Genomic DNA, 24,148 nt, shown 5'->3' with positions numbered 1-24,148 from the left:
GAAGCCAGCCGGTGAAAAGGAAATGCCCGATTCGATCATCGGCAAATGGAAGATGTACCCCGCCATTGGCCCGACCAGCAGAAGCTGCTCGGTTGAATTCCACAAAAGCGCTCTCAATGCGCAAAAGGGGCGCGTCAGCACCTTTGCCTGCAACCAGGTCGAAGGCCTGGGTAGCATCAACGGCGTCGCCCGCATCAACCAATGGGAACGCAGGGGCCGCACCATCATCCTCTCCGGTATCGCAAGCCCTAATATCGGAACGATCGACCTGCCCGTCGATTCTTTCAGCGACCGGGTCTATGGCAGCACCAAGGATGATATCCGCTTCGTCATCGTAAGGAACTGAGCGCCAGGCGTCGTTCCCTATTTGCCCGCTTTCCCGCCCTCTTCATCCGGGTCGTTGCGCGTTGGGCCTGTGGGCGGTCTTCCGCCATAGGAACGGCGCGTGATAGAGTTCGGCGAATGCCTTCCAGGCGGCGGCCGAAAGCATCAGCCAGTAGAACGGCAGGTAAAGGGCATCGGCGCGCATCTGTCGCGCCTCGTCCGGTTCCATCCTCGACAGGCCGAGCCTCAGAAATACCCAGTAGCTTGCCAGGATATTGGCGAGATCGAGGCCCGACAGCATCTGGTGCAGTGGGCCGGGATTGTAGTCCGGGTGAATGATCGCGGCAATCGTCATGGCCAGCGCCACAAACAGGAGCGGATGCAACAGCGAGGACAGGATGACGCCCGCCCCGTTGGCCAGGAAAACCAGCGCACCGAGCGTGCCAAGTTCGGAAAACAGCCGCGAGGGCTCGCGCAGCGCCACCAGCAATGTCTGAAGCCAGCCCTTGATCCAGCGCGAGCGCTGGGAAATCCAGGCTCTGACGGTCTCCGGCGCGTCCTCCAGGGTCGGCCGGCCGATCACGCCGCAATGATAGCCGAGACGGTGAAGCCTGAGGCCGAGATCGGCGTCCTCTGCCACATTGTAGGGGTCCCAGGCGCGGCACCGCCGCAGAACCTCTGTTCTGAAATGGTTCGAGGTGCCGCCCAGCGGCAAGGGAAATCGATGGCGCGCCAGAAACGGCAATATGCCGCGGAACAGGCCTGCATATTCGCAGGCGAACAGCGCCGATATCCAGTTCTGTCCGATATTGCCCACGACGAGCGGCGCCTGCAGGCAACCGAGTGTGGCTGGGCCCCGGCTGAATGTCTGCCAGGCCTCGCGCAGTTGATCGGGGTGCGGACGGTCTTCGGCGTCATAGATGGTGAGGTATGTGCCCCGGGCGCCGGAAAGCGCATAGTTCAGCGCCTTCGGCTTGGTCCGCGGCAGGGCCGGAGGAACGCGGACCAGTTCGAAATGCGCAGGCAGGGTTTCGGCCTCAATTGCAGCCATGGTGGCGCTGTCATCCGCCTCGCAGACAAGCTTGATATCAAGCCTCGAGGCGGGCCAGTTCAGCTTCTTCATGTGCTCGACGAGTTGAGGGATCATGTTGGCCTCACGGTAGAGCGCGACCAATACCGTATAAACCGGCACCGGACCTTCAACCGCTGCTTCTGTCGCTTCCGGTTCCGGCCTCGCTCCGGCCCTCACGGCCGCAAGGCGGATGAGGAGGGAAAGGGCGTAGAGAGCCGAGAACAGGATATGCGCCAGAAGCAATGTCTCGGCTGTGAAAAGCGCGAGGCCGGCGAGAAAGCTGGCAACGCCGCCGCCGAGGAGAAAGCCCTGCTTTCCCCAGAACACGATCCGGGCCGAAAAGCGCGGCTCCCAGATCATCAGCCGGTGGATTGTACCGGCAAGCCGCCGGGCGGCCCCTACCTCCCAGACGGTTTTGCGGATTGTCGACGGCATGGTCACGACCACGGCCCGGCGAATGGCAGGCCGACCCGAGAGGCGGCGGTGCAGGTCTGCCAGGTCCCTGGCGCGCGGAATGATGGCATAGGTCGCTCCGCCTTCGCCGCCTTCGATGCGCAGGCCCGAGGGAACGGCAAGCAGGCGATCGATCTTGGGCCGGTCGGCAACCGCTTCGGCATCGATCGCAACGGTGAAAGGCAGCCCCAGATAGGATGCGAGCCTGCGATAATAAGTCTCCTGCACAACAGAGCCTTCGGCGAGAAGCTCGTCTTCGATGGTTGTGCCGTTGCGGCGCGCCGCCGCCTCGCAGCTTTCGATAAGCGCATCGTTGAAACCCAGGCGGCGCAGCATGCGACGCTCGCCTGCAAGCGGATCGGTTGCCGCCCAGCGCTGCCGGGCGGAGAACTTCGGGCTTGTGCGCGTGTCCGCGGACAAGGGCGAAGCCTTCATCGAAACCTCCTTTCAACCCGCTATGCGCGTATTTAGAAGGCTTCTAGTAAAGCTCCCTTTCCGAAAAATCACAACATGTAAGTGTTATTTTTGACAATGCACGCAAAGATTCTTTGCGCTCATCAGCACCCGCGGCGGCGGCGACGTAGCGCTGCTTCGAACTAATATTCTGAAAATAAAGTCATATTCAAAGCGCGCGGTAGCGCGCGATCGCACCGCGCTCGATTGCCGCGCAGGTCAGCTTGTCGAGGTTGAGTCGATCGCGCAAAAGCTGCAGCAGCCGGATTTCCTCCGGGCGAATGGCCTGGTCAACCGACATGATTTCGACTGCGAGCGCATAGGCGGTATCATAAAGGCGCGAAGGGAGGGTGTCGCGGATGATTTCAAGGGCAATATCCATGCCCTCGCTGCCGGACAGAACATCGGCGCAGGCATGGGCCACGTCGGTCAGGCGGTCCTCATCGAACCCGTCGAAAACCGGAAGCGAGCGGGTGATATGGCCGATCCGCGCGAGTTCTCCATCGCTCATGGCGCTGTCGACGGCGGAAGCCATGACCATCACATAGATCAGGGCATCATAATGGTTAAGCGGTGTCCGGGTCATGAGGCATGTCTTTCAGGTGGATGCGGCCGCTACTGGCTCGCCCAGATGATACGGGCGATCCATTCCACGGCGGAAAGGTCGAAGGTAAGGTTTTCATGGGCGGGATTGATCGACATGAGTTCGATCTGACGGCTGGTGCGACGCACCAGAACCTTGGCCATGACTTCGCCGTCATGGGTCTTGACCACCACGCGGTCGCCCTTGCGGGTCTCGGCATTGGCCTCGACGATCAGCACGTCGCCGTCGCGGTAAAGCGGCAGCATGCTGTCGCCCTGCACCTCGAGCGCATAGACGCTGTGGCTGGTGCGGGCCGGTGCGGGGAAATCGACTTCGTCCCAGCCCTGGCCGACAGGGAAGCCGCCATCGTCGAAAAAACCGCCCGTTCCGGCGCGGGCAAGGCCCAGAAGCGGGATGGTGGAGGGTTGCGGCGGAAAAGCGCCGGAAGGCGGCGCGCCCTTGCGCTGGTCGGCCTCCCCGCCAAGAAAGGCCGAGAGGTCGCTGCCGGTCGCATCAAGCACCTTGGCGATTGATTCCATCGATGGCCAGCGTTCTCGTCCGTCCTTGCCAAGGCGCTTGGATTTGTTGAAGGCCGTCGGATCAAGCCCGGCCCGGCGCGCCAGGCCTGAAGGGGTCAGCTTGTGGCGCGCGGCGAGATCGTCGATCGCATCCCAGATGGCGCTATGGCGAAGCCTGCTGGACATTATGGTTCACGAAATGGCCCCGTTGATGACCGGCGGATTATATCGCATGGCCTATTGCCGCGTAAAGCCATGAAAGGAATAAAATCCTTTCCAGAAACCGGATTTGGCTCCCGGGGGACCTAGGCGACCATTGCCATATTGACCTTGCCGAGCTGGATCACCGCCTGGGTGCGGCTGTCGACATTGAGCTTCAAGAGGATGGCCGAGACATGCGCCTTCACGGTCGCCTCGGACACGCCGAGCTCATAGGCGATCTGCTTGTTGAGCAGGCCCTCGCACAGCATGCGCAGCACGCGGGACTGCTGGGGCGTCAGGGTCTGCAGCCTTTCCAGCATGTCGGCAATGTCGGGGTCGGTCTCCTCGCCGCCCTCGAAATTCTCCGGCGTGTAGATCTCGCCGGAGAGCACCGTGCGGATGCCGTTGCGCAATTCGTCGATGCCGGCGGATTTGGAGATGAAGCCGGAGGCGCCGAGCGCCAGCGTGCGGCGGATCGTGTCCTCGTCGTCGCTTGCCGAGATCACCACGATGGGCAGGCTGGAAAACTCCGCCTTCAGCGTGATCAGCCCGGAAAGCCCGCTCACACCCGGCATGGCGAGGTCGAGCAGAAGCAGGTCGGCATTCGGGTTTTCGCGCGCGGCCTGCTGCACGCCGTCGAAATCGCCGGCCTCAACGACAGCGTAATAGGTCGCCATTCCGCTGATTGCCTGTTTCAGGGCGCTGCGAAACAGCGGGTGATCGTCGGCGATCAAAATTGTCTGTCCGGTCATTCCTGCCTCCTCCCAAAGGCAATGTCACAACCCCAGCCATTTGTCACGTGATAGAACGATCGCGTCAATGCTGCAACAAAACGGCGAAAATCTTCTCCATGATCGCGTGTTTGAGCCGGATATCAATAGAAAAAAAGGGATCGGCATGGAAAAGCCGGCTTTTGCTGTTGCTTTCGCGCGGCATGTTTCAATTGTCATGGACTTTTGACGCCCGCTGGTTCAAACCCGGGCCGCAATGATGTCACCGGGAGCCGATCCACATGTCGCAACCGATTTTCAAGATTGTCGAGCGCAAAGAATGGCAGGCCGCGCGGCCAAGCGGCGTCTATCACGGGGCGGCGGTCGATCTTTCCGACGGGTTCATTCACTTTTCAACGGCGGAACAGGTTGCAGAGACTGCCCGCCGCCATTTTGCCGGCCAGCGCGATCTTCTGCTGGTGGCAGTCGACCCCGACGCGCTTGGCCCGAAGCTCAGATACGAGCTGTCGCGCGGCGGCGCTCTCTTTCCCCATCTTTATGCGGTCCTCCCCTTTTCGGCGGTTCTCTGGGAGAAACCGCTCCCAGAGATGCCGGATGGCGGCCATGATTTCAGCGGGCTTCTCACATGATCAACCTGTTCAAATGCGGCGCGCGCAACGCCGTCTTCCTGCTTGACCCGGAAGTGGCCCACGGGCTGACCGTCAAGGGTATCGCTTCCGGCCTGATGCCGCGCGCGCGTCATGCGGCGAACCCGCGCCTTGCGGTTTCGGCCGCCGGCCTGTCCTTTGCCAATCCGCTCGGCGTCGCCGCCGGTCTCGACAAGAACGGCGAGGCGATCGACGGTCTGGTGAAGCTCGGATTCGGCCATGTGGAGGTGGGCACGGTCACGCCGCGTCCGCAGCCGGGCAATCCGAAGCCCCGACTTTTCCGGCTGGTGAAGGACGAGGCGGTGATCAACCGCATGGGCTTCAACAATGAAGGCCATGCCGCGCTTGCCGCTCGGCTTGAAGGCCGCAGCAAAGGCGGGATCGTCGGTGTCAATATCGGCGCGAACAAGACGTCCGAAGACCGGATTGCCGACTATGTCGCCGGCATCGACCGTTTCTCCCCGCTTGCCGATTATCTCACCGTCAACATTTCCTCGCCCAACACGCCGGGCCTCAGAGACCTGCAGGCGCGTGAGCAATTGGCGCGGCTGCTCGATGCCGTGGGCGAAGCGCGCGAGAAAGCCGAGCGGCGCGTGCCAGTCTTCCTCAAGATCGCGCCGGACCTCACCGAGGCAGGGCTTGACGATATCATTGCCGAGGTCGCGGCAAGCACGCTCGACGGCGTGATCGCTTCCAACACCACGCTTGCGCGTGACGGCCTGACGGACGCAAGACTGGCGGGCGAGAGCGGCGGGCTTTCCGGCGCGCCGCTGTTTGAACGCTCGACGGCGCTTCTGGCGCGCGTCAGAAAGCGCCTTGGGCCGGAAAAGGTGATCATCGGCGTTGGCGGTGTCTCGACCGGCGCCCGCGCGCTTGAAAAGATCCGCGCCGGCGCGGATCTGGTGCAGATCTATTCGGGCATGGTCTATGAGGGGCCGCAGCTGATCGCCGACAGTCTTGCCGCGATGCTGGATGCGCTTGAGGCGGACGGCGCGTCATCGCTTCGCGAGTTGCGCGACACGTCCGTCGATGAATGGGCCGCCAAGCCCTTTCAAGTCTAGCTGCTGAGGCACATGGACCAGAAGGGCGTGTTGCCGGACTTCGGGCTTGTCGCCTTGGCTACGCCAAGATGGGAATAATTTCCCAGCATATTCTCCAGATGCTTCGGCGACGCCACCCAGGCCTGGAAGGCGCGCTCGGGCGTTGCCTGATGCATGGCGATGTTTTCGGCTGCCGGCAGCGGCAGGTCGTTGCGCTTGAAGCGCGCGGCAACGCTTTCCGGACCGGTGATGTGGTTCATCCTGTCGGCAAGGGCCATGCGGCTCGCCTGGTCGGAAGCAACCGCGTTGCAGGTTCTGGACGCGCTGACCGGGGCAAGGCCGCGGCTTTCCCTCAGCTCATTGACCCAGGGCAGGAATGTGGAGGTCATCGCTGTGGCGCTGACATCCCCGCGCGGCAGGCCGCTGCCGGAGAAGAGACCGCAGGCCGAAAGCCCGATTGCGAGGATTGAAAGCGCGAAGGCCCGGCGGCTGGTCGTGGATAGGGTCAACGGCGATAGCTCAGAATGCGGATGATGATGAAGACGGGCACGACGATGATGGCGCCGAGCACGAAATAATGGCCGATCTCGCCGAGCGCAGCAAAGCCGCGCCGCCAGAGATTGCCGAAGAAATCGATGACGCCATACCAGATGTCGAGCGGGTGGATATTGAGCGCGGAGAAGATGAAGCCGACGATCAGCGAGACCACCAGCAGCCTGACGATCGTGCCGACGACGGTACCGCCCAAAAATCGATTGACTTCATTGCTCATAGCGCGCGTCCTCTTTCCAGCCCGTCCTTAAGGCGACATTGGGGCGCAATCAAGATGGAAACCGCTCGCGGAGAAGGCAAGGCCTTGCGCGCAATTCCGCTTGCTTTTCGCCGGAAAAAACGACATTGGCGATCAGCCCAATTGTCCGGTCCCGAACCATTTGAACATCTTATTCTTCTCCTCCGGCGATCTGATCGCCGACCGCCGCGCCGATTATGCGCGCATGCTGGATGAGGCCGGCGAATTCGCCGCCGCCGCCGATCTGATGGAACAGGCGCTTGACCTTGCGCCCGACTGGCCGGCGGGCCTTGCCATGCTTGCTGCCTATCTCGAACATGCGGGCGAGACCGATCGCGCGATCGAAACGCTCGAAATCCTCGAGAAACTGGATGATGACGACATTTTCGCCGCGCGGATGAAGCTGGCCGTGCTCGGCGCTGCGCGTGCGCCCGCCCATCCACCCGGTCGCTATGTCGAGGCGCTGTTTGATTCCTATGCCGAACACTTCGACGAGGCACTGACGGAACGGCTCGATTACAGCGCGCCTCAGCACCTTGCCGCGCTTCTTGCCGAAATGGAGGGCGCTGACCGGCAGTTTGCGCTGGCTGTCGATCTCGGCTGCGGCACGGGGCTTTCGGGCGAGGCGTTCTCAGAGCGCGTCACCCGGCTTGAGGGTTTCGATCTGTCGCAGAACATGCTGCAGAAAGCGGAGGAAAAGGGGCTCTATGCCGTGCTGGCGCAGGCCGACCTGCTGCTGACGCCGGAAGAAAGCGGCCTCTTCGCCGAAGGCATGCCATGGCAGCGCGCCGATCTGGTGATCGCGGCAGACGTGCTGATGTATCTCGGCGGTCTTGAAAGCCTGATGGAAAACGTCAGGGCGCTGATTGCACCAAACGGGCTCTTCCTGTTTTCGGTGGAGGCCGGGGAGCCGGGAAGCGATTTCACCCTGCTTGCCTCGCTGCGCTACGCGCATTCCGCGGCCTATGTCAGGAAACTTCTTGCGCAGGCCGGCCTGTCCTTGAAGGCGGAGCGCAGCACGGTATTGCGCAAGGACGCCGGCGAGCCGGTGCCGGGCATCCTGTTTCTGGCGGAACGGAACATCCGGCCCGCATGACGCGTTCCAGACGAGGTATTTCTTGAAACCTCACCAAGGAGGCCCGTCATGACCCTGACACCGGAACTCTGTCACGCTGCCCGTATCCTCGCCCATATCGACCGCGAGGCGCTTGCCCAGGAAAGTGGTCTTGCCGAAGACAAGATCGTCGCATTCGAAAACGGCACGGCGGAATTCGGCGAAGCCAGCCGCGACAAGCTGAAGGCCACGCTCGAGGCGCTCGGCGTCGTCTTCCTGCCGGAAGAGAAAGAGGGCGGCGTCGGCATCCGCCTGAAGTTCACCGAGAGCGAAACCCGCCGCATCCTCAACTGGGAAGGCGAGGGCGGCCGCGTCAACCAGGACGACGTCGTCTGAGGATTTGACGAGTGCCCCGTTTTGGTTGAAGAAGAGGCCGGGATGCGTGTCCGCGTCCCGGTCATGTCATGTCGGGAGCGCCCTGTCGGGGCTCCTGTTCCAGCCGGACGATCGTCACGTGTCAGAAAACAGGTTTCTCAGAAGCATCCTCAATTCCACCTCCGAAAGCCATTCGGTGCTTGAGGATGTCCAGGGCATCGTCACCGGCGCGATGCTCGCCTCGCTCGGCGTTCTGGTGCTGAAGGCCGGCGGGCTTCTGACCGGCGGCACGGCGGGCCTTGCCTTTCTGCTGGTCTATTCGACCGGCATCGGCTTCGGGCTCGCCTTCTTTGCGGTCAACCTGCCGTTCTATTATTTCGCCTTCAAGCGGCTGGGCCTCGCTTTTACGCTGAAGACCTTCATTGCTGTCGGCCTTACCTCTGTGCTGACCGGCATCATCCCGCGCTTCCTGACGATCGGCGAGACCCATCCGCTGGCCGCCGGCCTCTTCGGCGGCGCGCTGGTCGGGACAGCGCTTCTGATCTTCTTTCGCCACAGCGCCAGTCTCGGCGGCTTCGGCATATTGGCGCTGTTCCTGCAAGACCGGTTCGGCTTCAAGGCCGGCTATGTCCAGCTTGGCCTCGACGGCATGGTGCTGGTGCTCTCCTTCTTCGTGGCAACGCCTTTCATCATCGCCTGCTCGATTGCCGGCGCGCTGGTCATCAACCTCATCCTCGCCTTCAACCATCGCCGCGACCGCTATATCGCGATGTAGAAAAGCCTTTCCCTTGGCACTGTTTCCTGTAATCGTGGCCTCATGAACGAAACGGAAACATTGCCGGAGCGCTTTCGCCGCTGGTTCGCCGCGAAGGGCTGGCAGCCCCGCGCGCACCAGCTGGACCTGCTCAGGCGCGCAGGCGGCGGCGAGGACATGCTGCTGATCGCGCCCACCGGCGCAGGCAAGACGCTGGCTGGCTTCCTGCCCGCGCTTGCCGATCTTGACGCCCGAGGCCCGGTGAAGCCCGGAACGCGGCCGCGCGGGGTCCATACGCTCTATATCTCGCCGCTGAAGGCGCTGGCCGTCGATATCGCCCGCAATCTGGAACAGCCGGTCACCGAAAGCGGACTTCCCATCACCATGGAGACCCGCACCGGCGACACGCCGCAGGCCAAGCGCCAGCGCCAGCGCCTGAAACCGCCGGATATCCTGCTGACGACGCCGGAACAGCTCGCGCTCTTGCTGGCCGGCAAGGACGCCGACCGCTTCTTCGAGGATCTGCGCTTCGTGATCTTCGACGAACTGCATTCGTTGGTCACCTCCAAGCGCGGCCATCTCCTGTCGCTCGGCCTTGCGCGGTTGAGGCGGCTGCGCCCGGAACTGACGGCGATCGGCCTCTCGGCCACGGTCTCCGATCCGAAGGAGTTGCAGCGCTGGCTGGTGGCCCAGACCGGCGAGGTGGACCCGCCCCATGCCGGGCTGATCACCGTTGCCGGCGGCGCGCGGCCCGAGATCACCATCCTGAAGGCATCGCAGCGCATCCCCTGGTCCGGTCACTCGGCGCGCTATGCCGCGCCAGACATCTACGCGGAACTGAAACGGCGCAAGATGACGCTGATCTTCGTCAACACCCGCTCGCAGGCGGAGATCGTGTTCCAGGAACTCTGGTCCATCAATGACGACAATCTGCCAATCGCCCTGCATCACGGCTCGCTCGATGTCGGCCAGCGCCGCAAGGTGGAGGCGGCGATGGCGGCCGGCAGGCTCTGCGCCGTTGTCGCCACATCGACGCTCGACCTCGGCATCGACTGGGGCGATATCGACCTTGTGATGCATATCGGCGCGCCGAAGGGCGCAAGCCGGCTGGCCCAGCGTATCGGTCGCGCCAATCACCGCATGGACGAGCCGAGCCGCGCCATTCTGGTGCCGGCCAACCGGTTCGAGGTGATGGAATGTCAGGCGGCGCTCGATGCCAATTATGTCGGCGCGCAGGATAGCCCGCCGATTGGCGACGGCGCGCTCGATGTTCTGGCCCAGCACGTGCTCGGCATGGCCTGCGCCGGCCCCTTCAATCCGGGCCTGCTGTTTGACGAGGTGCGCTCGGCGCTGCCCTATCACGGGCTCGCCCGTGAGACTTTTTTCCGCGTGGTCGATTTTGTCGCCACCGGTGGCTATGCGCTTCGCACCTATGAGCGCTATGCCAAGATCAGAAAGACCGCCGACGGGCTCTATCGTCTGACCCACCCGGATTTCGCCCGCCAGTACCGGCTGAACCTCGGCACCATCGTCGAGATGCCGATGCTGAAGATCAGGCTTGTGCGCCCGGGCAAACGCGGCGGTCCCTTGCGCGGCGGCGCGGTGCTGGGCGAGGTCGAGGAATATTTCGTCGAGATGCTCAGGCCCGGCGACACCTTCCTGTTCGCCGGCAAGGTGCTGCGCTTCGAAGGCTTGAGGGAAAACGAATGCATGGCATCCGCCGCCTTCGACAGCGATCCGAAGATTCCGGCCTATGCCGGCGGCAAGTTTCCGCTGTCGACCTTTCTGGCGGACGGCGTGCGCGCCATGCTGGATGACGAGGAGCGGCGCAAGGTGCTGCCCGCCTCCGTGCGCGAATGGCTTTCGCTGCAGGAAAAGCATTCGCATCTGCCGAAACGCGGCGAGCTGCTGGTCGAGACCTTTCCGCTGGAAAACCGCTTCTACATGGTCGCCTATCCCTTCGAGGGCAGGCTTGCACACCAGACGCTTGGCATGCTCCTGACCCGCCGGCTGGAGCGGGCGGGCGCACAGCCGACGGGGTTCGTGTCGACGGATTATTCGCTCGCCGTATGGGGGCTGAAGGATATCGGCGCGATGCTCGCCTCGGGCGCGCTCGACCTGAAGACGCTGTTCGACGAGGACATGCTGGGCGATGATCTCGAGGCCTGGCTCGATGAAAGCTACATGCTCAAACGCACCTTCCGGGCCTGCGCCACGATCGCCGGGCTGATCGAGCGGCGCTATCCCGGCAAGGAGAAGACCGGCCGGCAGATGACGGTGTCGGCCGACCTGATCTATGACGTCTTGAGAAGCCACGAGCCGGATCACATCCTGTTGCAGGCGACCCGCGCGGACGCGGCTTCCGGCTTGCTGGATATCGCCCGCCTTGGCACAATGCTTCAACGAATCAAGGGCCATCTGACGCATTATCGGCTCACGCGCGTCTCGCCGCTCGCCGTGCCGGTGCTTCTGGAAATCGGTCGCGAAAGCGTCAATGGCGGGGCCGGCGAGGCGGTGCTGCGCGAGGCTGTCGACGAACTGGCGGCAGCCCTCGAGGCGGCGGAGAACGAAGATGCCCGCCACGAAAGACAGGACGAAACCGGCGCATGAGCTTGAGCACAGCATCTCTGGAGAACGAGCGTTTCGACGACACCGGGCCGCGTTTTGCCGGCCATCCGGTCGTGTTCGATTGCTCCGGTGCGCTGTTTTTCCAGGCGCTCTCGCTGCTGGTCGTCTCCGATCTTCACCTCGAGCGCGGTGCGGCGCATGCCCGGCGCGGCTTTTTCGTGCCGCCCTATGATACCGCGCGTCAGCTTGCCAGCCTTTCAGCCGTTATCGCGCGCTACCGTCCGGCGCGCGTCGTCTCGCTCGGCGACAATTTTCACGACCGCGTCGGCGCGCGGGAGATGGCGGATGATCACCGCGCGGCGCTTTCGGCGCTTGCCGCAGGCCGTGATTGGGTGTGGATCAACGGCAATCACGATCCCGACGGCGTTTCCGGCCTGCCGGGCCGCGTCTTCGACGAATGGACATGCGATGGGCTGATCTTCCGCCACGAACCGTCGCGACGGGGAAAAGCGGAAATCTGCGGCCATCTTCACCCCTCGGCCACGCTCAGCCGGCCGGGAAAGTCCGTTCGGCGGCCCTGTTTCGCGGCGGACGAAAACCGGCTGATCCTGCCGGCCTTTGCCACCACGCGCGGCGGTCTCGATCTCCGTCACAGGGCCTTTGCCGGCCTGTTCGACCGCGCGGCGCTCACCGTCCACATGCTGGGGCCGGACAGGGTCTATGCCCTGCCTTTTGCGGCGCTCGCCGGGTAGAAACCGGAACCTCAGTTCTTCCTGAAGACGACGCTTGCGAACCAGCCGGAGAACAGCGCGATGAACACGGCGCCGAGGCCGTAGAACAGCGGGTATTCGTGGGCGGCGGTGGTCAGCTGGGCCTCAAGCCCGGTCTTGACCACATTCAGCGGCAGGTTCTGGGTCGAGATCTGCCGCCCTTCCTTGAACAGATAGGCCTGCACCGTGTGGGTGCCTTCGGGAATGTTCACCGGCAGTCTGAGGCTTGCGCGAAACAGGCTGTTGGAGACGAATTTCACGCCGTCATCTTCCGTATCGTAAAGCCCGTCGGCCGCGTTCAGCCGGAGCATCGCCTGGCGGAAAGTGGCGACATCGCTGGCATCGCCGAAATAGCCGACCGGCGAAATGCGCAGGTGCGATACGCCGATGCCGCCGGAATTCAGCGCTTGCGGCGAGGTAACGTCGTCAAGCGGGCGCGTGCTGGAGATCGAATAGGAGCGCGGCACATGCTCGAAGGAAATGGTCTGTCGGTTGATCCAGATGCCGAAGACCCGCTCCTTGCGGCGCACATCGGCCTCAGCCTTCGGGCCCTCAAGGATCACCACGATGTCATAACCGCCCTTCGACAGGAGGATCGGATCGGCGTCGTTGATCGCGCCGAAGACGGTCAGGTCGGCGCCGGAGAAATCCGAGGTAATGGCGATCTCGTTGGTCGAGGTGCCGATCTCCAGCGTTTCCTGCTGGATGGCCGGCGCCTGTTCCTGCGCCAGCGAAAGAGCGGGGACAACGAGGAGCGCGAGGAGCGACAGCAGCGTTCTCATCATTCCGGCGCTCCTTCGAAGACGACGGAGAACAGGTCGGTCGGGGTTGCGACAAGGCCGATGGCGAGGCGCACGCCGACGGCCAGGATGAGCAGAGCCAGGAGCGCGCGCAACTGTTCGCCCTTCAGCTTCTGGCCGACGCGCACGCCATATTGGGCGCCGATGACGCTCGACAGCATCAGGATCGTGGCGAGCACGATATCGACCGCATAGTTCGTCACCGCCTGTACCACGGTGGTGTAGGCGGAGACGAAGATGATCTGGAACAGCGACGTGCCGACGACGATATTGGTCGGTATGCGCAGAAGATAGATCATCGCCGGCACCATGATGAAGCCGCCGCCGATACCGAGCGAGGAGGTCAGCACGCCGATCGAACCGCCGAGCAGGAACACCGGAATGACGCTCAGATAAAGCTTCGACTTCTTGAAGCGCATCTTGAAGGGCAGGCGGTGGATCCAGTTGTGCTGGCCGGGCTTGCGGAAGGAGACCGGTTTCTGGCTGGCGCTGCGGCGGATCGCGCGGATGCTTTCCACCAGCATCAGACTGCCGATCGAGCTCAACAGCACCACATAGAGGATCGAGATCACCAGGTCGAGCTGGCCGAGTTCGCGCAACAGCGAAAACAGCCACACGCCGATCGTCGCCCCCACCAGACCGCCGGTCAGAAGCACGGTTCCGAGCTTCATGTCGAGCGTGCCGCGGCGGAAATGGGTAAGCGTTCCGGATACCGATGAGGCGACAACCTGGCTGGCGCCGGTCGCAACGGCGACGACCGGGGGAATATGATAGAAGATCAGGAGCGGCGTGATCAGAAAGCCGCCGCCGACGCCGAACATGCCAGAGAGAAAGCCGACCGCCGCGCCCATGCCGAGAATAACGAAGATATTAACCGAAAGTTCGGCAATCGGCAGGTAGATCGACACGCGTTTCCCCAATAGCGGCAGGGCCGGATGGGTCTCATCCAGCCTGTTGAAAATGCTCTTTACTTTCTGCGGCTTGCGGTCGCCCCTGTCAATTCAAACGGTTGCAATCCGCCGATTCTTCTCAAACGCTGTTGCCATTGAGCAATGTCTCCACCAGCGCGGGTGTGATCGCCCCGTCGGCCACGAGGCCGTTTTTTGCCTGGAAGGCCTTGATCGCGGCATCGGTTCGCGCGCCAAGAAGCCCGTCCTCGGGCCCTGCATCATAGCCGCGCTCGTTCAGGATCGACTGGATGTCGCGGATGATCGCCTCCTTGTCGGAGGCGCTGGCGACCTGCGCCTGCGGCAGCCATTCGGCCGGCGTTTCCACCCGGTTTGCGGCCGGCAACGGCTCGCGGGCCTGCCAGTCTGCAGCGAGCTTGCGGCCACGGTTGAGGTCTGCCTCGGAAAGCGCCTCGGCCACCTCGTTGCGTCGCTTGGCGGCTTCCGTGTCGCCATTGACCGCGGCAATCGCGAACCATTTGTAGGACTGGGCGAGGTCGGCATCAACGCCGGCGCCGCGCGCATGGAGGATGGCGAGGTTGAACTGGCTGTCGGCAACGCCGTGTTCGGCGGCTTCGCCGAACCATTTCGCCGCCTCGGCGAAATCGGGTTTGCCGCTGCCGGCGCCATTGGCGAGCATGACGGCGAGATTGTGCATGGCGCTGACATTGCCGGCTCTGGCTGCCGTGCGGTAAAGCGTGATTGCCCTTGCCGGGTCGCGGTCGACGCCGATGCCCTTCTCGTAAAGGCTGCCGAGCTGGAAGGCGGCCGGCGCGGAGCCGCGTTCGGCGGCCTCATCGAACCAGACGGCGGCCTCGGCCGGGTCGCGCGTGAGGCCCAGGCCTTCCTGGAAACGCATGCCGATCTCGTAGAGCGCGCCCGCATTGCCGCCGCGTGCCGCATCGGCAAGAGCCTCAGGCTTGATGGTCTTGGGAACGGCGATGTCGAGCGGTGCGGGCTCCTTCGGTCGCTGCGCGGTCAGCGCCTCGCTGTTTCCGCTTGCCTCGGGCGGCGGCGCGGCGGAGAGGCTTGCCGCCGGCGACTGGGGCGGTTCGGCCGCAGCCGGCTTTTCGGCGGCTACGGGCGGGGCCGAGGCCTCGCGCGCGGCAGTCGGCGCGGCCAGCATGTCGAGCACGTCCTTGGTGGTGACCGAAGCGGTTTCGACCGGCGCTTTCAGCTCGCGTGTCTTTGCTGCAGGCGGCGCGGTGGCGACGGGCGTTTCCACCGGCATTTCGCCCGGCGCGGGCCTGCTTTCGCTCACTGCGGCGACGGGCGCATCCGGATTGATGCTGCCGGTCACAAGCGTGTTGTCGGCCTCGATCATGCGGAAAGCGCGCGCGGCCGGCGCGGCGGCGATCTCGGGCGCCTCGGCGGCGAAATTGGTCTTGACCGCCTCGCGTTCCGGTGCCCGCAGCGAGGGCGCCGAGGCAACATTCTGCTGCGCCGCCGAGCGCGCTGCCGTTCCGTTTGCCGTCGGGCGCGAAGGCGCTGCAAAGGAAGGCGGCGTATCCTCGAAGGTCTTGACGGCCTCCATGATGGTCTCGCGGTCACGGCCGAGATCGGTGAGGAAGGGGTAGGCCATGATCGCCAGCAGGATGGCCCCGGCAGCGAGGTAGACGGGCCTGCGTGAAAAGCCGTCGCCGGAAGGTTTGTCCCCGTCCCCGTCCTTCTTGCCCTTGGGCGAGACGGAAGGCGTCATGTCCTCGGCATTGGCAAGCGCTGAGCGGGCGGCGCGGCGGGCCGCCGCGATCAGGTCGCCCTGCGGGCCGGAGGCGGAAAAGCGCTGGTTGCGCACGCCGGCGGGTTTGCCGGGATCGCGTTTCTTGTATTCCGTCTTGGCAACCGGACGGTCGTGGATCGGCAGGACAGGGCCTTCCGGCTTCTGTCCGGCGCGCACGCGCGAAAGGATGTCGAGCACATCGTCGCTTGCCTTGTCCTCGGGCTTTTTCCCGGCGGCCGGGGCCTGGGCGGGCCTTGCGGTGGGCGCAGGGAACCGGGTCTCGAAGCGCGGCGGCTGTCTTTCCTCGATTTCTGCCTTCTCAACCGGCCTGCCGGCCTGCTGTGGCATGGTTGGCGCTTTTGCGACGAAAGGGCCGGTCTCCGCGCGCCTCCCTTCGCCAGCCGGGAATTCGCCGCCGTCGCCGGCATTCAGCGTGTCGAGCCTGCCGGCGATTGTCTTCAGCGTGTCATGCAGGGAGGCGGCACCGGCGCTGTCGCGACCTGCCTGCTGGAGGTTCTTCATGTCGGCGGCAAGCGCCTTGATGACGGCGATATGCTCGTCGGCCTCGCCCTTGCGGCGCTGCTCGAAATTCTTCAGCGCTTCTTCGGCGGCGTGCTGGGCCGCCTCGATGAGATAGTCGTCATTGCTGGCCGTCAGGCTGTCGATGCGCGCGCCGATGCGTTCCTCAAGCTCGGCCAGCGGCAGTTTCGGATCCGGGCGGCTGACAAGCGTGGTCAATTCTGCGATCTGGCGCTCAAGCTTGGCAAGCGCCGGGGCGCTGGTGTCGCGACGGCTTTCCTCGAAACGGTTGGCAAGGGCGGAAAGCTGGGCGCTGAGGCGGTCTTCAGAGCCATCCTTCTCCAGCGCGGCGATCCGGCGGGCAAGCCGTTCCTCCGTCCCGGAAAGATCGAGGGCATCGATGCGCGCCGCAAGACGTCTTTCGAAGGCTTCCGTATCGAGCGCGGGGGCTTTGCCGCCGGTTTCACCGCCGCGGGCCGGCATGGTCGCGATCTGCGAGGAAAGCCTGCGCTCGGCGCCGGCAAGGTCGATCCGGGAAATGCTGTCGTTGATGCGGGAGACGGCCGCGTCGAGGGCCGCGGGTTCGATTCCGCGCCGGCCGTTCTCGATGAGGCCGGAAAGCCGCCGGATCTCGTCGCGTAACGCTTCGCGGTCGCTCTCGCCGGAAGAAGAAAGGCTGAGCGAATCGAGCTTGGCGGCAAGGCGGCGTTCGCTGCCTTGGACATCAATGCGGGAGATCCTGTCATTGATCCGGCTGACGACATCGTCAAGCGCGCGCGGCTCCAAGCCGTGATTGGCGACGAGCCCCGCAAGCCGGTCGAGCTGGGCCTTGAGGTCGCGCCGATCATCCTCGCTGAAGTTGCCGACCGCGCTGGCTTCGATCTTCTCGGAAATCCGACGCTCGGCGCCGTCCACATCAATACGGCCGATCTTTTCTGAAAGCTCGGACACGGCTTTGCCGAGGGCCTGGCGATCGACGCCGGGGCCGATCCGCTCTACGGCGGCGGCGAGTTTTTCGATGCGGGCTTCTAGTTTCAGATGACCCTCATCGCCGCGGTGACCCTCGATGCGCCGAGCCATGCCATCGAGATTTTCCAGAAGTGTCTGCTGTTTGGCGCCCTGGTCGCGCATCTGCCAGTCGACTGCGGTAACGGCGCTGGCCAGCTCGGAAAGCCGGCCTTCGAGCCGCTCTATGGCGGCATCGCGCACCGGCTCGCCCTGACGGCGTCCGAGGCTTTCGAGATTGCGGTTGATATCATCGATGCGCCGTTCGATCGAGCCGATCTGACCGTCGAGCTTCTTGCCGACGGAAGGGAAGCGGGTGCACAGGACTTCCATCGCCTGGGCGAGCGAGGAAAGGCGGTTCTCGATATCCTCCAGGCTGCGCGCGCTGTCATTGTCATCAGCCTGGCGGCGCAACTCGTCGATGCCGCGCGCAAGCGCGGTCAGCTCCGCGTCGAGCCGCGATGCATCGAATGGGGCAAGCTGGCGCTCGATGTTTTCGAAACGGCTTTCCAGACGGTTGATGCTCTTGGCATCGGCAAGGCCGCGCAAAAGCGATTGCAGGTGGTCGAATTCCGCCATCAGACGGCTGTCGTCATCGGCTGCCGCATTGGCGACCAGCCAGTCCATGGCTTCGGAAATCCGGATCAATTCGCCGCGAGTCTCCTCGTCGAGATCGCGCGTATCGGTCTGCCGGTCGAGATGGCTTAGCATTGTGTGTAGGCCGGAAAGCTCGTCGCGCAGGCTTGCGGAGAAATCCTCGCGCACGCTGGCGCGCAGATCCTTCAGCGTGCGGCCGATCTCGCGCAATTCTGCGTCGACGCGGGCCGAACCGGGATTCGGCATGGGCGCGCGTTCACGCGGGAAGCGGTCCTGCTGAGGTTCTGGAAAGCGGCGCGGGGCCGGGCGCTGCGCTGAAGGGCGTGCTTCCATGAGGTCGCTGAGGCGCGATTCCAGCCCCTCGATCGTGCGGTTGAGCGCATCGAGGGAGGGCCTGCCGCCCGTTGCGTCCTGTGTCATCCGCGTTTGCGCCATGGTGTTTGCCCGCTCCGGTTGGCGGTTCCTGCGGCGCATCAAGCAAGCTGTCCCCTTCACGCACGCAAGACCGCATCAAAGGTCCTGGCCCATAGCTTTCGCCGAACATGGTAAAGAAGTTGTTAATTCTTCGGGCAAACCGGGCGCGAGAGCGCTGAAAATCCGGGCCGGTCTGGTTTCTCAGTGCGTCGTGATCAGGGTCGCGCCGAGGATCGGTCCGGGGTTGCCGGCCTTGTCGGTCGTCTGGAGCAGAATGGCGCAGCCGTCACTATCGCGCGGATCGAGAACGCGGGCGGGAAGGGTGATGCGGGTCGGCTCACCGTGCCACATGCCCACCGTCTGCACATCGGTGACAATATTGCGGTATGCGATCGTCTTGCCCTTGTTCTCGCCTTCCTTGATGGCAACCTTCTCCTCGCCCTTGAAATAGACCACGAGGACATCCGCCTTGCCGGCGCCGGAGCCGATATCAATCAGCACTTCGTCGCCCTGCATCCTGGTAGAAAGCGGCACGTTGAGGCCTTCGCCCTTTCCGGCAAGCGTGTCGAAATTCTCGTTGAGATCGGCGCTGCTGGTGCCGATCATCTGCTCGCGTCCGTTCAGGATGGCCTGCGGCGTGTAGACGCCGCTGCGGCCCATGGCCTCCCCATAGGCATATTGGCGTTCGGTGTTCTCGCGGCTACTCATCGTGTCGGTCCAGCCGAGATAGTTCCAGTAGTCGACATGGTAGCTCAGCACGATGATGTCGCCCTGGTCGGCAATCTCGGCCGCGGCCTGGTCTGCCGGCGGGCAGGACGAGCAACCCTGTGAGGTGAAAAGCTCAAGCACGCCGAGCGGATGTTCGATCCTGCCCGCCTCTGCCGGGGAGAAGGCAAGGGCCGCAAGAAAGGCGGCCGATATGATCGTCTGCTTCAGCACGGCAGGAACCTTCACCGGTTTAAAGGGATCACGCGGCCATCATAAGCCGGTGCTTATCAAGTATGGCGTCAATCTAGCCTCATCCCCCTTCAATCGAAAGTCACGATGGGGTGAAAAATGCGTGTGTCATCACAAGATAACGGTTTGCCCGACCCACAGGGCTGCAGCGACCGGCGCCAGAGCCAGAAGCGCATACAGCCCGTCGCGGCTCAACATCGAATAGGCAATCAGCGTGACGGCGAGCCCCAGAAAAGCCGAAGCGAAGGGCACGAGCTCCAGAACCGGCATGAGGGCGCCGGCCGCCACGCAGGCAAGCGGAAGAATGAGGGTGACTGGATCGCGAAACAGGAAGGCGAGGCGCCGGCGCGAATGGCGGTCGATGAAACGGGTCGCAGGCAGCATCTTCTTCATCGCCCCGGCCGCCTTGTCGCTCTCAATGGAACGGTTGCGGACGAAGCCCGGGAGCCAGATGCTCTTCTGCCCGATCAGCCGCTGACCGGCGATCAGCACGATCATGATTCCGAACAGCGAGGACAATCCCGGCACGCCGCCAAGGGGCGACATGACCAGAAGCGACGGCAGGATCAGCAGCGGCACGAAGGAGGCCGAACCGAATGTCGAAAGCATGTCGTTGACCGAAACCCGTTCTCCGTCGGAATGGTCAAGCGCTTCCCGCGTGATCCCGGTCAGCGAATTCGGTTGCTCCTCTTTGTCGTTGCTCACATCGTGCTCCGGTGTTCATGTCCCTTGGCGGCGAAACGCGGCGGCGCGAACATCGTTCCGGTTTCAATTATGAAGGTTCCGCAACTGACGCGCCGCCTTTCGCAACAGAGGAGGAGGTCCGAGAGGCGCTACGAACCAGAGCGCTGCCAGGGCTTGGTTTCGGTTGCCATCGGGCGCCCGCGTGTGGCGGCCTTTTCCATCGCTGCGGCCAGAGCGCAGTCCTGCGCAGCCTCTGCGAAGCTGTAAGAGGACAGGCCGTCCTCGACAAAGGCGCGCATATTGGCAAGGCAGGTCGCGACCGCGATCTCGTCATCGGTCAGATGCGGACCGGGAAAGGGATTTTCGTAAATATAGCGCCCGCCGGCCATGATGGCGTGATGGTGATAACCCTCGAAATTGGTGAAATGGCCCTTGTCCATGCGGGCGAGCTCAACCGTCACCGGCGTGCTCTCATCGATCAGATAGGTCGTGCGTTCGGGCGTGATCTCGCCGCGTTCGCCGCGCACGGTAAGACGTGGCGAACGGATACGGCTGCGGTGCTGGGCGTCGGCAAAGTCATAGACGCCCACTTTGCCGTCGAAATCGAAGGTGGCGATGGTCTGGCTGGCCTCGATGATTTCGAGGCGTTCCGGCTGATCAAACCGGCCCGGACCCTTGACCACCGGCAGGGAAAAACTGTTGGCGGTGACGGTCGCGTTTTCGAAGCCGATGCCCAGAAGCTTCCGCATCACGGAGATGCCGTGATAGGTCTGCATGAGCGAAACATGGGCGTAGTTCGGCGTACCGATCAGTCCTTCATCGATCAGGCGCCGCATCGCCGCAATGATCGGGTGCAGGAAATACTGCTCGGCCACTTCGATCCTCGCGCCCGCTTCCACCAGCGCGTTGATTGCGAGCAGGCCACCGTGGTCGGGGGCGACCGGGGTTTCGGCGAGCACTGGAAGATTGCACGTTGCTAGCTCCGAGATGCGCGCCACGATTTCGTCCTTGCGAACTGAAACCACGGCAAATTCTGGCTTCGTAGCTTCCAGAAGCGTTTCGACAGAGGAGAAGGCCGGGACGCTCCAACGCTCCGCCAGCGCCGTTCGCTCGGCCTCCGGTCGACCGGTGACAATGCCGACGGCGCGAAAATGCCCGGGAAGCAGGCTGGCGATCTTGAGGAAGAAAGCCGCCCGCCAGCCGGAACCGATGACTGCGAAGGGTATGGATGACATGACGCAATGCTCCCTGAAAACGCGCTTGAAAGATGGGTTACAAGGTGCGTGGCCACAACACAACCAGACCATGCTGTCTGGATCCTCGTGTCAAGCACGAGGAGGACGTGGACGGTATGTCGGCTTGGCGTCCAAAAGAAACCGGGCAGCTTGCGCCGCCCGGTCTTCGTTTCACATCAATGGCTGTGGCCTTATCAGGCGGCCAGATCGCGCAGCACCGTCTGCAGGATGCCGCCATTGTTGACGTAGGTGAGCTCGTCGAGCGTGTCGATGCGGCAGAGGATCGGAACGTCCTTCACCGTGCCGTCGGCAAAGGTCACCTTGGCGACCTTCTTCTCGCGCGGCTTGATGTCGGCGAGGCCTTCGATGGAGACTGTCTCGTCGCCCTTCAGGCCGAGGCTTTCCCAGCTTGCGCCGTCTTCCAGCGTGAACGGAATGACGCCCATGCCGACGAGGTTCGAGCGGTGGATACGCTCGTAGCTTTCGGCAATCACGGCGCGCACGCCCAGAAGGTTGGTGCCCTTGGCCGCCCAGTCACGCGAGGAGCCGTTGCCATATTCGCCGCCGGCGAAGATGACGAGCGGAACGCCTTCCTTCTTGTATTCCATGGCTGCGTCGAAGATCGACATCTCTTCCTTGGACGGATAGTGGATCGTGTAGCCACCTTCCTTGCCGTTCGGGCCGAGCATGTGATTGCGGATGCGGATATTGGCGAAGGTGCCGCGCATCATCACTTCGTGATTGCCGCGACGCGTGCCGTACTGGTTGAAGTCGGCAACCGAAACGCCATGGCCGATCAGATATTCGCCTGCGGGCGACTGCGCCTTGATGGAGCCCGCCGGAGAAATGTGGTCGGTGGTGATCTTGTCGCCGAAGAGGCCGAGAATGCGCGCGCCCTTGATGTCGGAAACCGCGCCCGGCGTCTGCGTCATGCCGACGAAATAGGGCGGGTTCTGCACATAGGTCGAGTTGTCGTCCCAGGCGTAGGTCTGGCCGTCGGGGATCTGAACCGCCTGCCAGTTTTCGTCGCCCTTGAAGACGTCCGCATACTTGCTCTCGTAGAGCTCGCGGGTGACGTATTTCTCGATCGTCTCCTGGACTTCCTTGGCCGACGGCCAGATGTCCTTGAGGTAGACCGGATTGCCGTCCTTGTCCTCGCCGAGCGGCTCGGTGGTCAGGTCCTTGGTCACCGTGCCGGCCAGCGCATGGGCGACGACCAGCGGCGGGGAGGCCAGGTAGTTCGCCTGAACGTCCGGCGAGATGCGGCCTTCGAAGTTGCGGTTGCCGGAGAGAACACCGGCGGCAATCAGGCCCTTGTCGTTGATGGTCTTGGAGACCGGAGCCGGCAGCGGACCGGAATTGCCGATGCAGGTGGTGCAGCCGAAACCGACGAGGTTGAAGCCGAGCGCATCGAGATCGTCCTGCAGGCCGGCCTTTTCCAGATATTCGGCAACGACCTGGGATCCGGGTGCGAGCGAAGTCTTGACCCACGGCTTGGTCTTCAAGCCCTTGGCAACGGCGTTGCGGGCAAGAAGGCCGGCCGCGATCAGCACGGACGGGTTGGAGGTGTTGGTGCACGAAGTGATGGCGGCAATGGCGACATCGCCGTGGCCGAGGTCATAATCCGTGCCTTCCACCGGATAGCGCTTTTCGATCGCGCCTTCTTCCTTGTTGTACATGTTGACCATCGCGTCGGCGAAGCCGGAGGCGATGTTTTCCAGCGCGATGCGGCCTTCCGGGCGCTTCGGGCCGGCCATGGACGGCACAACGTCGCCGAGGTCGAGTTCCAGCGTGTCGGTGAAGACCGGATCCTCGCCGCCCGATTCGCGGTACATGCCCTGTGCCTTGGAATAGGCATCGACCAGGGCGATACGCTCCTTGGTGCGGCCCGACATGTCGAGGTAACGCAGCGTTTCGAAGTCGACGGGGAAGAAGCCGCAGGTCGCGCCGTATTCCGGACCCATATTGCCGATCGTGGCGCGGTCGGCGAGCGACATGGAATCAAGGCCTGCGCCGTAGAATTCGACGAATTTGGAAACGACGCCCTTCTTGCGCAGCATCTGCACGACGGTCAGCACGAGGTCGGTCGCGGTCACGCCTTCCTTCAGCTCGCCCGTCAGCTTGAAGCCGATGACTTCCGGCAGCAGCATGGAAACCGGCTGGCCGAGCATGGCAGCCTCAGCCTCGATGCCGCCGACGCCCCAGCCGAGAACGCCGAGACCGTTGATCATGGTGGTGTGGCTGTCGGTGCCGACGCAGGTGTCGGGATAGGCGATTTCGGCGCCGTCCTCTTCCTTGGTCCAGACGGTCTGGCCGAGATATTCGAGGTTCACCTGGTGACAGATGCCGGTGCCGGGGGGCACGACGCGGAAGTTCTTGAACGCCTGCTGGCCCCATTTCAGGAAGCGGTAGCGTTCGCCGTTGCGCTTGTATTCATATTCGACATTGTGGGCGAAGGCCTGCGGCGTGCCGAATTCGTCGACGATGACCGAGTGGTCGATGACGAGGTCGACGGGAACGAGCGGATTGATCTTTTCCGGATCGCCGCCGAGATTGACGATGCCGTCGCGCATGGCGGCAAGGTCAACGACGGCGGGAACGCCGGTGAAGTCCTGCATCAGTACGCGAGCCGGGCGGTAGGCGATCTCGGCGCCGGCCGTGCCCTTGTCGTTAAGCCACTTGGCGACAGCGATGATGTCGTCTTTGGTAACCGAACGGCCGTCTTCGTTGCGAAGAAGGTTTTCAAGAAGCACCTTCATGGAGAAGGGAAGCTTCGAAACGCCTTCGAGCCCGTTCGCTTCAGCCTTCGGCAGGCTGTAGTAAACATACTCTTTGCCGTCCACATCGAGTGTGGAGCGACATTCAAAACTGTCGAGTGATTTAGCCACGGATAAAACCCCGCTCATTCTGATTGGCCAAGACTAGCCGTGCGAACGC

At 63.4% G+C, this 24,148-nt stretch carries 22 protein-coding genes; 9 read left to right on the top strand and 13 right to left on the bottom strand.

The features are described from left to right. The first annotated feature begins 22 nt into the window (after window positions 1-22). Window positions 23-346 (top strand): hypothetical protein, encoded by a 324-nt coding sequence (locus GGR30_RS15365; protein ID WP_183487837.1) that lies wholly within the window; start codon window positions 23-25, stop codon window positions 344-346. A 42-nt stretch (window positions 347-388) separates the two neighbouring features. Here the strand turns inward: GGR30_RS15365 and GGR30_RS15360 are convergent, their stop codons facing one another. The 4 genes from GGR30_RS15360 to GGR30_RS15345 all read right to left on the bottom strand — a co-directional run bounded on the left by GGR30_RS15360 (window position 389) and on the right by GGR30_RS15345 (window position 4,356). Further along, complete coding sequence (locus GGR30_RS15360) at window positions 389-2,284, bottom strand: glycosyltransferase family 2 protein (RefSeq protein ID WP_183487835.1); 1,896 nt, start codon at window positions 2,282-2,284, stop codon at window positions 389-391. Window positions 2,285-2,471: 187 nt separating this feature from the next. Beyond that, window positions 2,472-2,888, bottom strand: coding sequence for a tellurite resistance TerB family protein (locus tag GGR30_RS15355; protein ID WP_183487833.1), 417 nt, complete (start codon window positions 2,886-2,888; stop codon window positions 2,472-2,474). 29 nt (window positions 2,889-2,917) lie between these two features. Next, entirely contained in the window at window positions 2,918-3,589 is a 672-nt protein-coding gene (locus GGR30_RS15350; RefSeq protein WP_183487831.1) for a LexA family transcriptional regulator, read from the bottom strand. 119 nt (window positions 3,590-3,708) lie between these two features. Next, window positions 3,709-4,356 (bottom strand): response regulator, encoded by a 648-nt coding sequence (locus GGR30_RS15345; protein WP_183487829.1) that lies wholly within the window; start codon window positions 4,354-4,356, stop codon window positions 3,709-3,711. A gap of 67 nt (window positions 4,357-4,423) precedes the next feature. Between GGR30_RS15345 and GGR30_RS15340 the strand changes: the two genes are divergently transcribed. From GGR30_RS15340 to GGR30_RS15330, 3 genes are read left to right on the top strand one after another with little or no spacing between them, the layout of a single operon-like run. After that, entirely contained in the window at window positions 4,424-4,564 is a 141-nt protein-coding gene (locus GGR30_RS15340) for a hypothetical protein (RefSeq protein ID WP_183487827.1), read from the top strand. Window positions 4,565-4,616: 52 nt separating this feature from the next. After that, window positions 4,617-4,964 carry a DUF952 domain-containing protein gene (locus tag GGR30_RS15335; protein ID WP_183487825.1) on the top strand — a complete coding sequence of 116 codons (348 nt, stop codon included), beginning with the start codon at window positions 4,617-4,619 and terminating at the stop codon, window positions 4,962-4,964. After that, window positions 4,961-6,043 (top strand): quinone-dependent dihydroorotate dehydrogenase, encoded by a 1,083-nt coding sequence (locus GGR30_RS15330; RefSeq protein WP_183487823.1) that lies wholly within the window; start codon window positions 4,961-4,963, stop codon window positions 6,041-6,043. The genes GGR30_RS15335 and GGR30_RS15330 overlap by 4 nt, the downstream gene beginning before the upstream one ends. Here GGR30_RS15330 and GGR30_RS15325 read toward each other — a convergent pair. Together GGR30_RS15325 and GGR30_RS15320 are read right to left on the bottom strand one after the other, a co-directional pair. Beyond that, the gene (locus tag GGR30_RS15325) at window positions 6,040-6,531 is read right to left on the bottom strand and encodes a CAP domain-containing protein (protein WP_183487821.1); all 492 of its coding nucleotides are present in this window, start codon (window positions 6,529-6,531) and stop codon (window positions 6,040-6,042) included. The genes GGR30_RS15330 and GGR30_RS15325 overlap by 4 nt on opposite strands. After that, complete coding sequence (locus tag GGR30_RS15320; protein ID WP_183487819.1) at window positions 6,528-6,794, bottom strand: DUF6460 domain-containing protein; 267 nt, start codon at window positions 6,792-6,794, stop codon at window positions 6,528-6,530. Before GGR30_RS15320 ends, GGR30_RS15325 begins: the two co-directional genes overlap by 4 nt. A 160-nt stretch (window positions 6,795-6,954) precedes the next feature. Between GGR30_RS15320 and GGR30_RS15315 the strand changes: the two genes are divergently transcribed. The 5 genes from GGR30_RS15315 (at window position 6,955) to pdeM (ending at window position 12,315) form a co-directional block, all read left to right on the top strand. Next, window positions 6,955-7,908 carry a class I SAM-dependent DNA methyltransferase gene (locus GGR30_RS15315; RefSeq protein WP_246413915.1) on the top strand — a complete coding sequence of 318 codons (954 nt, stop codon included), beginning with the start codon at window positions 6,955-6,957 and terminating at the stop codon, window positions 7,906-7,908. A 48-nt stretch (window positions 7,909-7,956) separates the two neighbouring features. Continuing rightward, complete coding sequence (locus GGR30_RS15310) at window positions 7,957-8,262, top strand: XRE family transcriptional regulator (protein ID WP_246413912.1); 306 nt, start codon at window positions 7,957-7,959, stop codon at window positions 8,260-8,262. 118 nt (window positions 8,263-8,380) lie between these two features. After that, window positions 8,381-9,016, top strand: a complete 636-nt coding sequence (locus tag GGR30_RS15305; protein ID WP_183487817.1) for a YitT family protein — start codon at window positions 8,381-8,383, stop codon at window positions 9,014-9,016. Between the two features lie 42 nt (window positions 9,017-9,058). Further along, window positions 9,059-11,605, top strand: a complete 2,547-nt coding sequence (locus GGR30_RS15300) for a ligase-associated DNA damage response DEXH box helicase (RefSeq protein ID WP_183487815.1) — start codon at window positions 9,059-9,061, stop codon at window positions 11,603-11,605. Continuing rightward, entirely contained in the window at window positions 11,602-12,315 is a 714-nt protein-coding gene (pdeM, locus tag GGR30_RS15295) for a ligase-associated DNA damage response endonuclease PdeM (RefSeq protein WP_183487813.1), read from the top strand. The genes GGR30_RS15300 and pdeM overlap by 4 nt, the downstream gene beginning before the upstream one ends. Before the next feature lie 11 nt (window positions 12,316-12,326). Here pdeM and GGR30_RS15290 read toward each other — a convergent pair whose 3' ends face one another. The 7 genes from GGR30_RS15290 to acnA form a co-directional block, all read right to left on the bottom strand. After that, window positions 12,327-13,118 carry a TIGR02186 family protein gene (locus tag GGR30_RS15290; RefSeq protein WP_183487811.1) on the bottom strand — a complete coding sequence of 264 codons (792 nt, stop codon included), beginning with the start codon at window positions 13,116-13,118 and terminating at the stop codon, window positions 12,327-12,329. Next, window positions 13,115-14,041, bottom strand: a complete 927-nt coding sequence (locus GGR30_RS15285) for a TSUP family transporter (RefSeq protein WP_183487809.1) — start codon at window positions 14,039-14,041, stop codon at window positions 13,115-13,117. The genes GGR30_RS15290 and GGR30_RS15285 overlap by 4 nt, the downstream gene beginning before the upstream one ends. Window positions 14,042-14,162: 121 nt before the next feature. After that, the gene (locus GGR30_RS15280; protein ID WP_183487806.1) at window positions 14,163-18,341 is read right to left on the bottom strand and encodes a peptidoglycan-binding protein; all 4,179 of its coding nucleotides are present in this window, start codon (window positions 18,339-18,341) and stop codon (window positions 14,163-14,165) included. Window positions 18,342-18,536: 195 nt separating this feature from the next. Then, the gene (locus GGR30_RS15275; RefSeq protein ID WP_210288069.1) at window positions 18,537-19,271 is read right to left on the bottom strand and encodes a DUF1223 domain-containing protein; all 735 of its coding nucleotides are present in this window, start codon (window positions 19,269-19,271) and stop codon (window positions 18,537-18,539) included. Between the two features lie 132 nt (window positions 19,272-19,403). After that, window positions 19,404-19,997 carry an exopolysaccharide biosynthesis protein gene (locus tag GGR30_RS15270; protein ID WP_183487802.1) on the bottom strand — a complete coding sequence of 198 codons (594 nt, stop codon included), beginning with the start codon at window positions 19,995-19,997 and terminating at the stop codon, window positions 19,404-19,406. Window positions 19,998-20,125: 128 nt separating this feature from the next. Beyond that, the gene (locus GGR30_RS15265) at window positions 20,126-21,211 is read right to left on the bottom strand and encodes a Gfo/Idh/MocA family protein (protein ID WP_183487800.1); all 1,086 of its coding nucleotides are present in this window, start codon (window positions 21,209-21,211) and stop codon (window positions 20,126-20,128) included. Between the two features lie 194 nt (window positions 21,212-21,405). After that, window positions 21,406-24,099, bottom strand: coding sequence for an aconitate hydratase AcnA (gene acnA, locus GGR30_RS15260; protein WP_183487798.1), 2,694 nt, complete (start codon window positions 24,097-24,099; stop codon window positions 21,406-21,408). Window positions 24,100-24,148: the final 49 nt, after the last annotated feature.

Source organism: Martelella radicis, from assembly GCF_014196625.1.
GTDB classification, from domain to species: Bacteria; Pseudomonadota; Alphaproteobacteria; order Rhizobiales; family Rhizobiaceae; genus Martelella; species Martelella radicis.
Note: the sequence above shows the minus strand (reverse complement) of the source record. Positions and strands in the feature narration are given on the sequence as shown.

What these genes read in the sequence shown, in the direction of transcription:
- GGR30_RS15365 (WP_183487837.1), top strand. Translation starts at nt 23, where the DNA reads ATGCCCGATTCGATCATCGGCAAATGGAAGATGTACCCCGCCATTGGC.
- GGR30_RS15360 (WP_183487835.1), bottom strand. Translation starts at nt 2,284, where the DNA reads ATGAAGGCTTCGCCCTTGTCCGCGGACACGCGCACAAGCCCGAAGTTC.
- GGR30_RS15355 (WP_183487833.1), bottom strand. Translation starts at nt 2,888, where the DNA reads ATGACCCGGACACCGCTTAACCATTATGATGCCCTGATCTATGTGATG.
- GGR30_RS15350 (WP_183487831.1), bottom strand. Translation starts at nt 3,589, where the DNA reads ATGTCCAGCAGGCTTCGCCATAGCGCCATCTGGGATGCGATCGACGAT.
- GGR30_RS15345 (WP_183487829.1), bottom strand. Translation starts at nt 4,356, where the DNA reads ATGACCGGACAGACAATTTTGATCGCCGACGATCACCCGCTGTTTCGC.
- GGR30_RS15340 (WP_183487827.1), top strand. Translation starts at nt 4,424, where the DNA reads ATGCTGCAACAAAACGGCGAAAATCTTCTCCATGATCGCGTGTTTGAG.
- GGR30_RS15335 (WP_183487825.1), top strand. Translation starts at nt 4,617, where the DNA reads ATGTCGCAACCGATTTTCAAGATTGTCGAGCGCAAAGAATGGCAGGCC.
- GGR30_RS15330 (WP_183487823.1), top strand. Translation starts at nt 4,961, where the DNA reads ATGATCAACCTGTTCAAATGCGGCGCGCGCAACGCCGTCTTCCTGCTT.
- GGR30_RS15320 (WP_183487819.1), bottom strand. Translation starts at nt 6,794, where the DNA reads ATGAGCAATGAAGTCAATCGATTTTTGGGCGGTACCGTCGTCGGCACG.
- GGR30_RS15310 (WP_246413912.1), top strand. Translation starts at nt 7,957, where the DNA reads ATGACCCTGACACCGGAACTCTGTCACGCTGCCCGTATCCTCGCCCAT.
- GGR30_RS15300 (WP_183487815.1), top strand. Translation starts at nt 9,059, where the DNA reads ATGAACGAAACGGAAACATTGCCGGAGCGCTTTCGCCGCTGGTTCGCC.
- pdeM (WP_183487813.1), top strand. Translation starts at nt 11,602, where the DNA reads ATGAGCTTGAGCACAGCATCTCTGGAGAACGAGCGTTTCGACGACACC.
- GGR30_RS15290 (WP_183487811.1), bottom strand. Translation starts at nt 13,118, where the DNA reads ATGATGAGAACGCTGCTGTCGCTCCTCGCGCTCCTCGTTGTCCCCGCT.
- GGR30_RS15280 (WP_183487806.1), bottom strand. Translation starts at nt 18,341, where the DNA reads ATGACACAGGACGCAACGGGCGGCAGGCCCTCCCTCGATGCGCTCAAC.
- GGR30_RS15265 (WP_183487800.1), bottom strand. Translation starts at nt 21,211, where the DNA reads ATGTCATCCATACCCTTCGCAGTCATCGGTTCCGGCTGGCGGGCGGCT.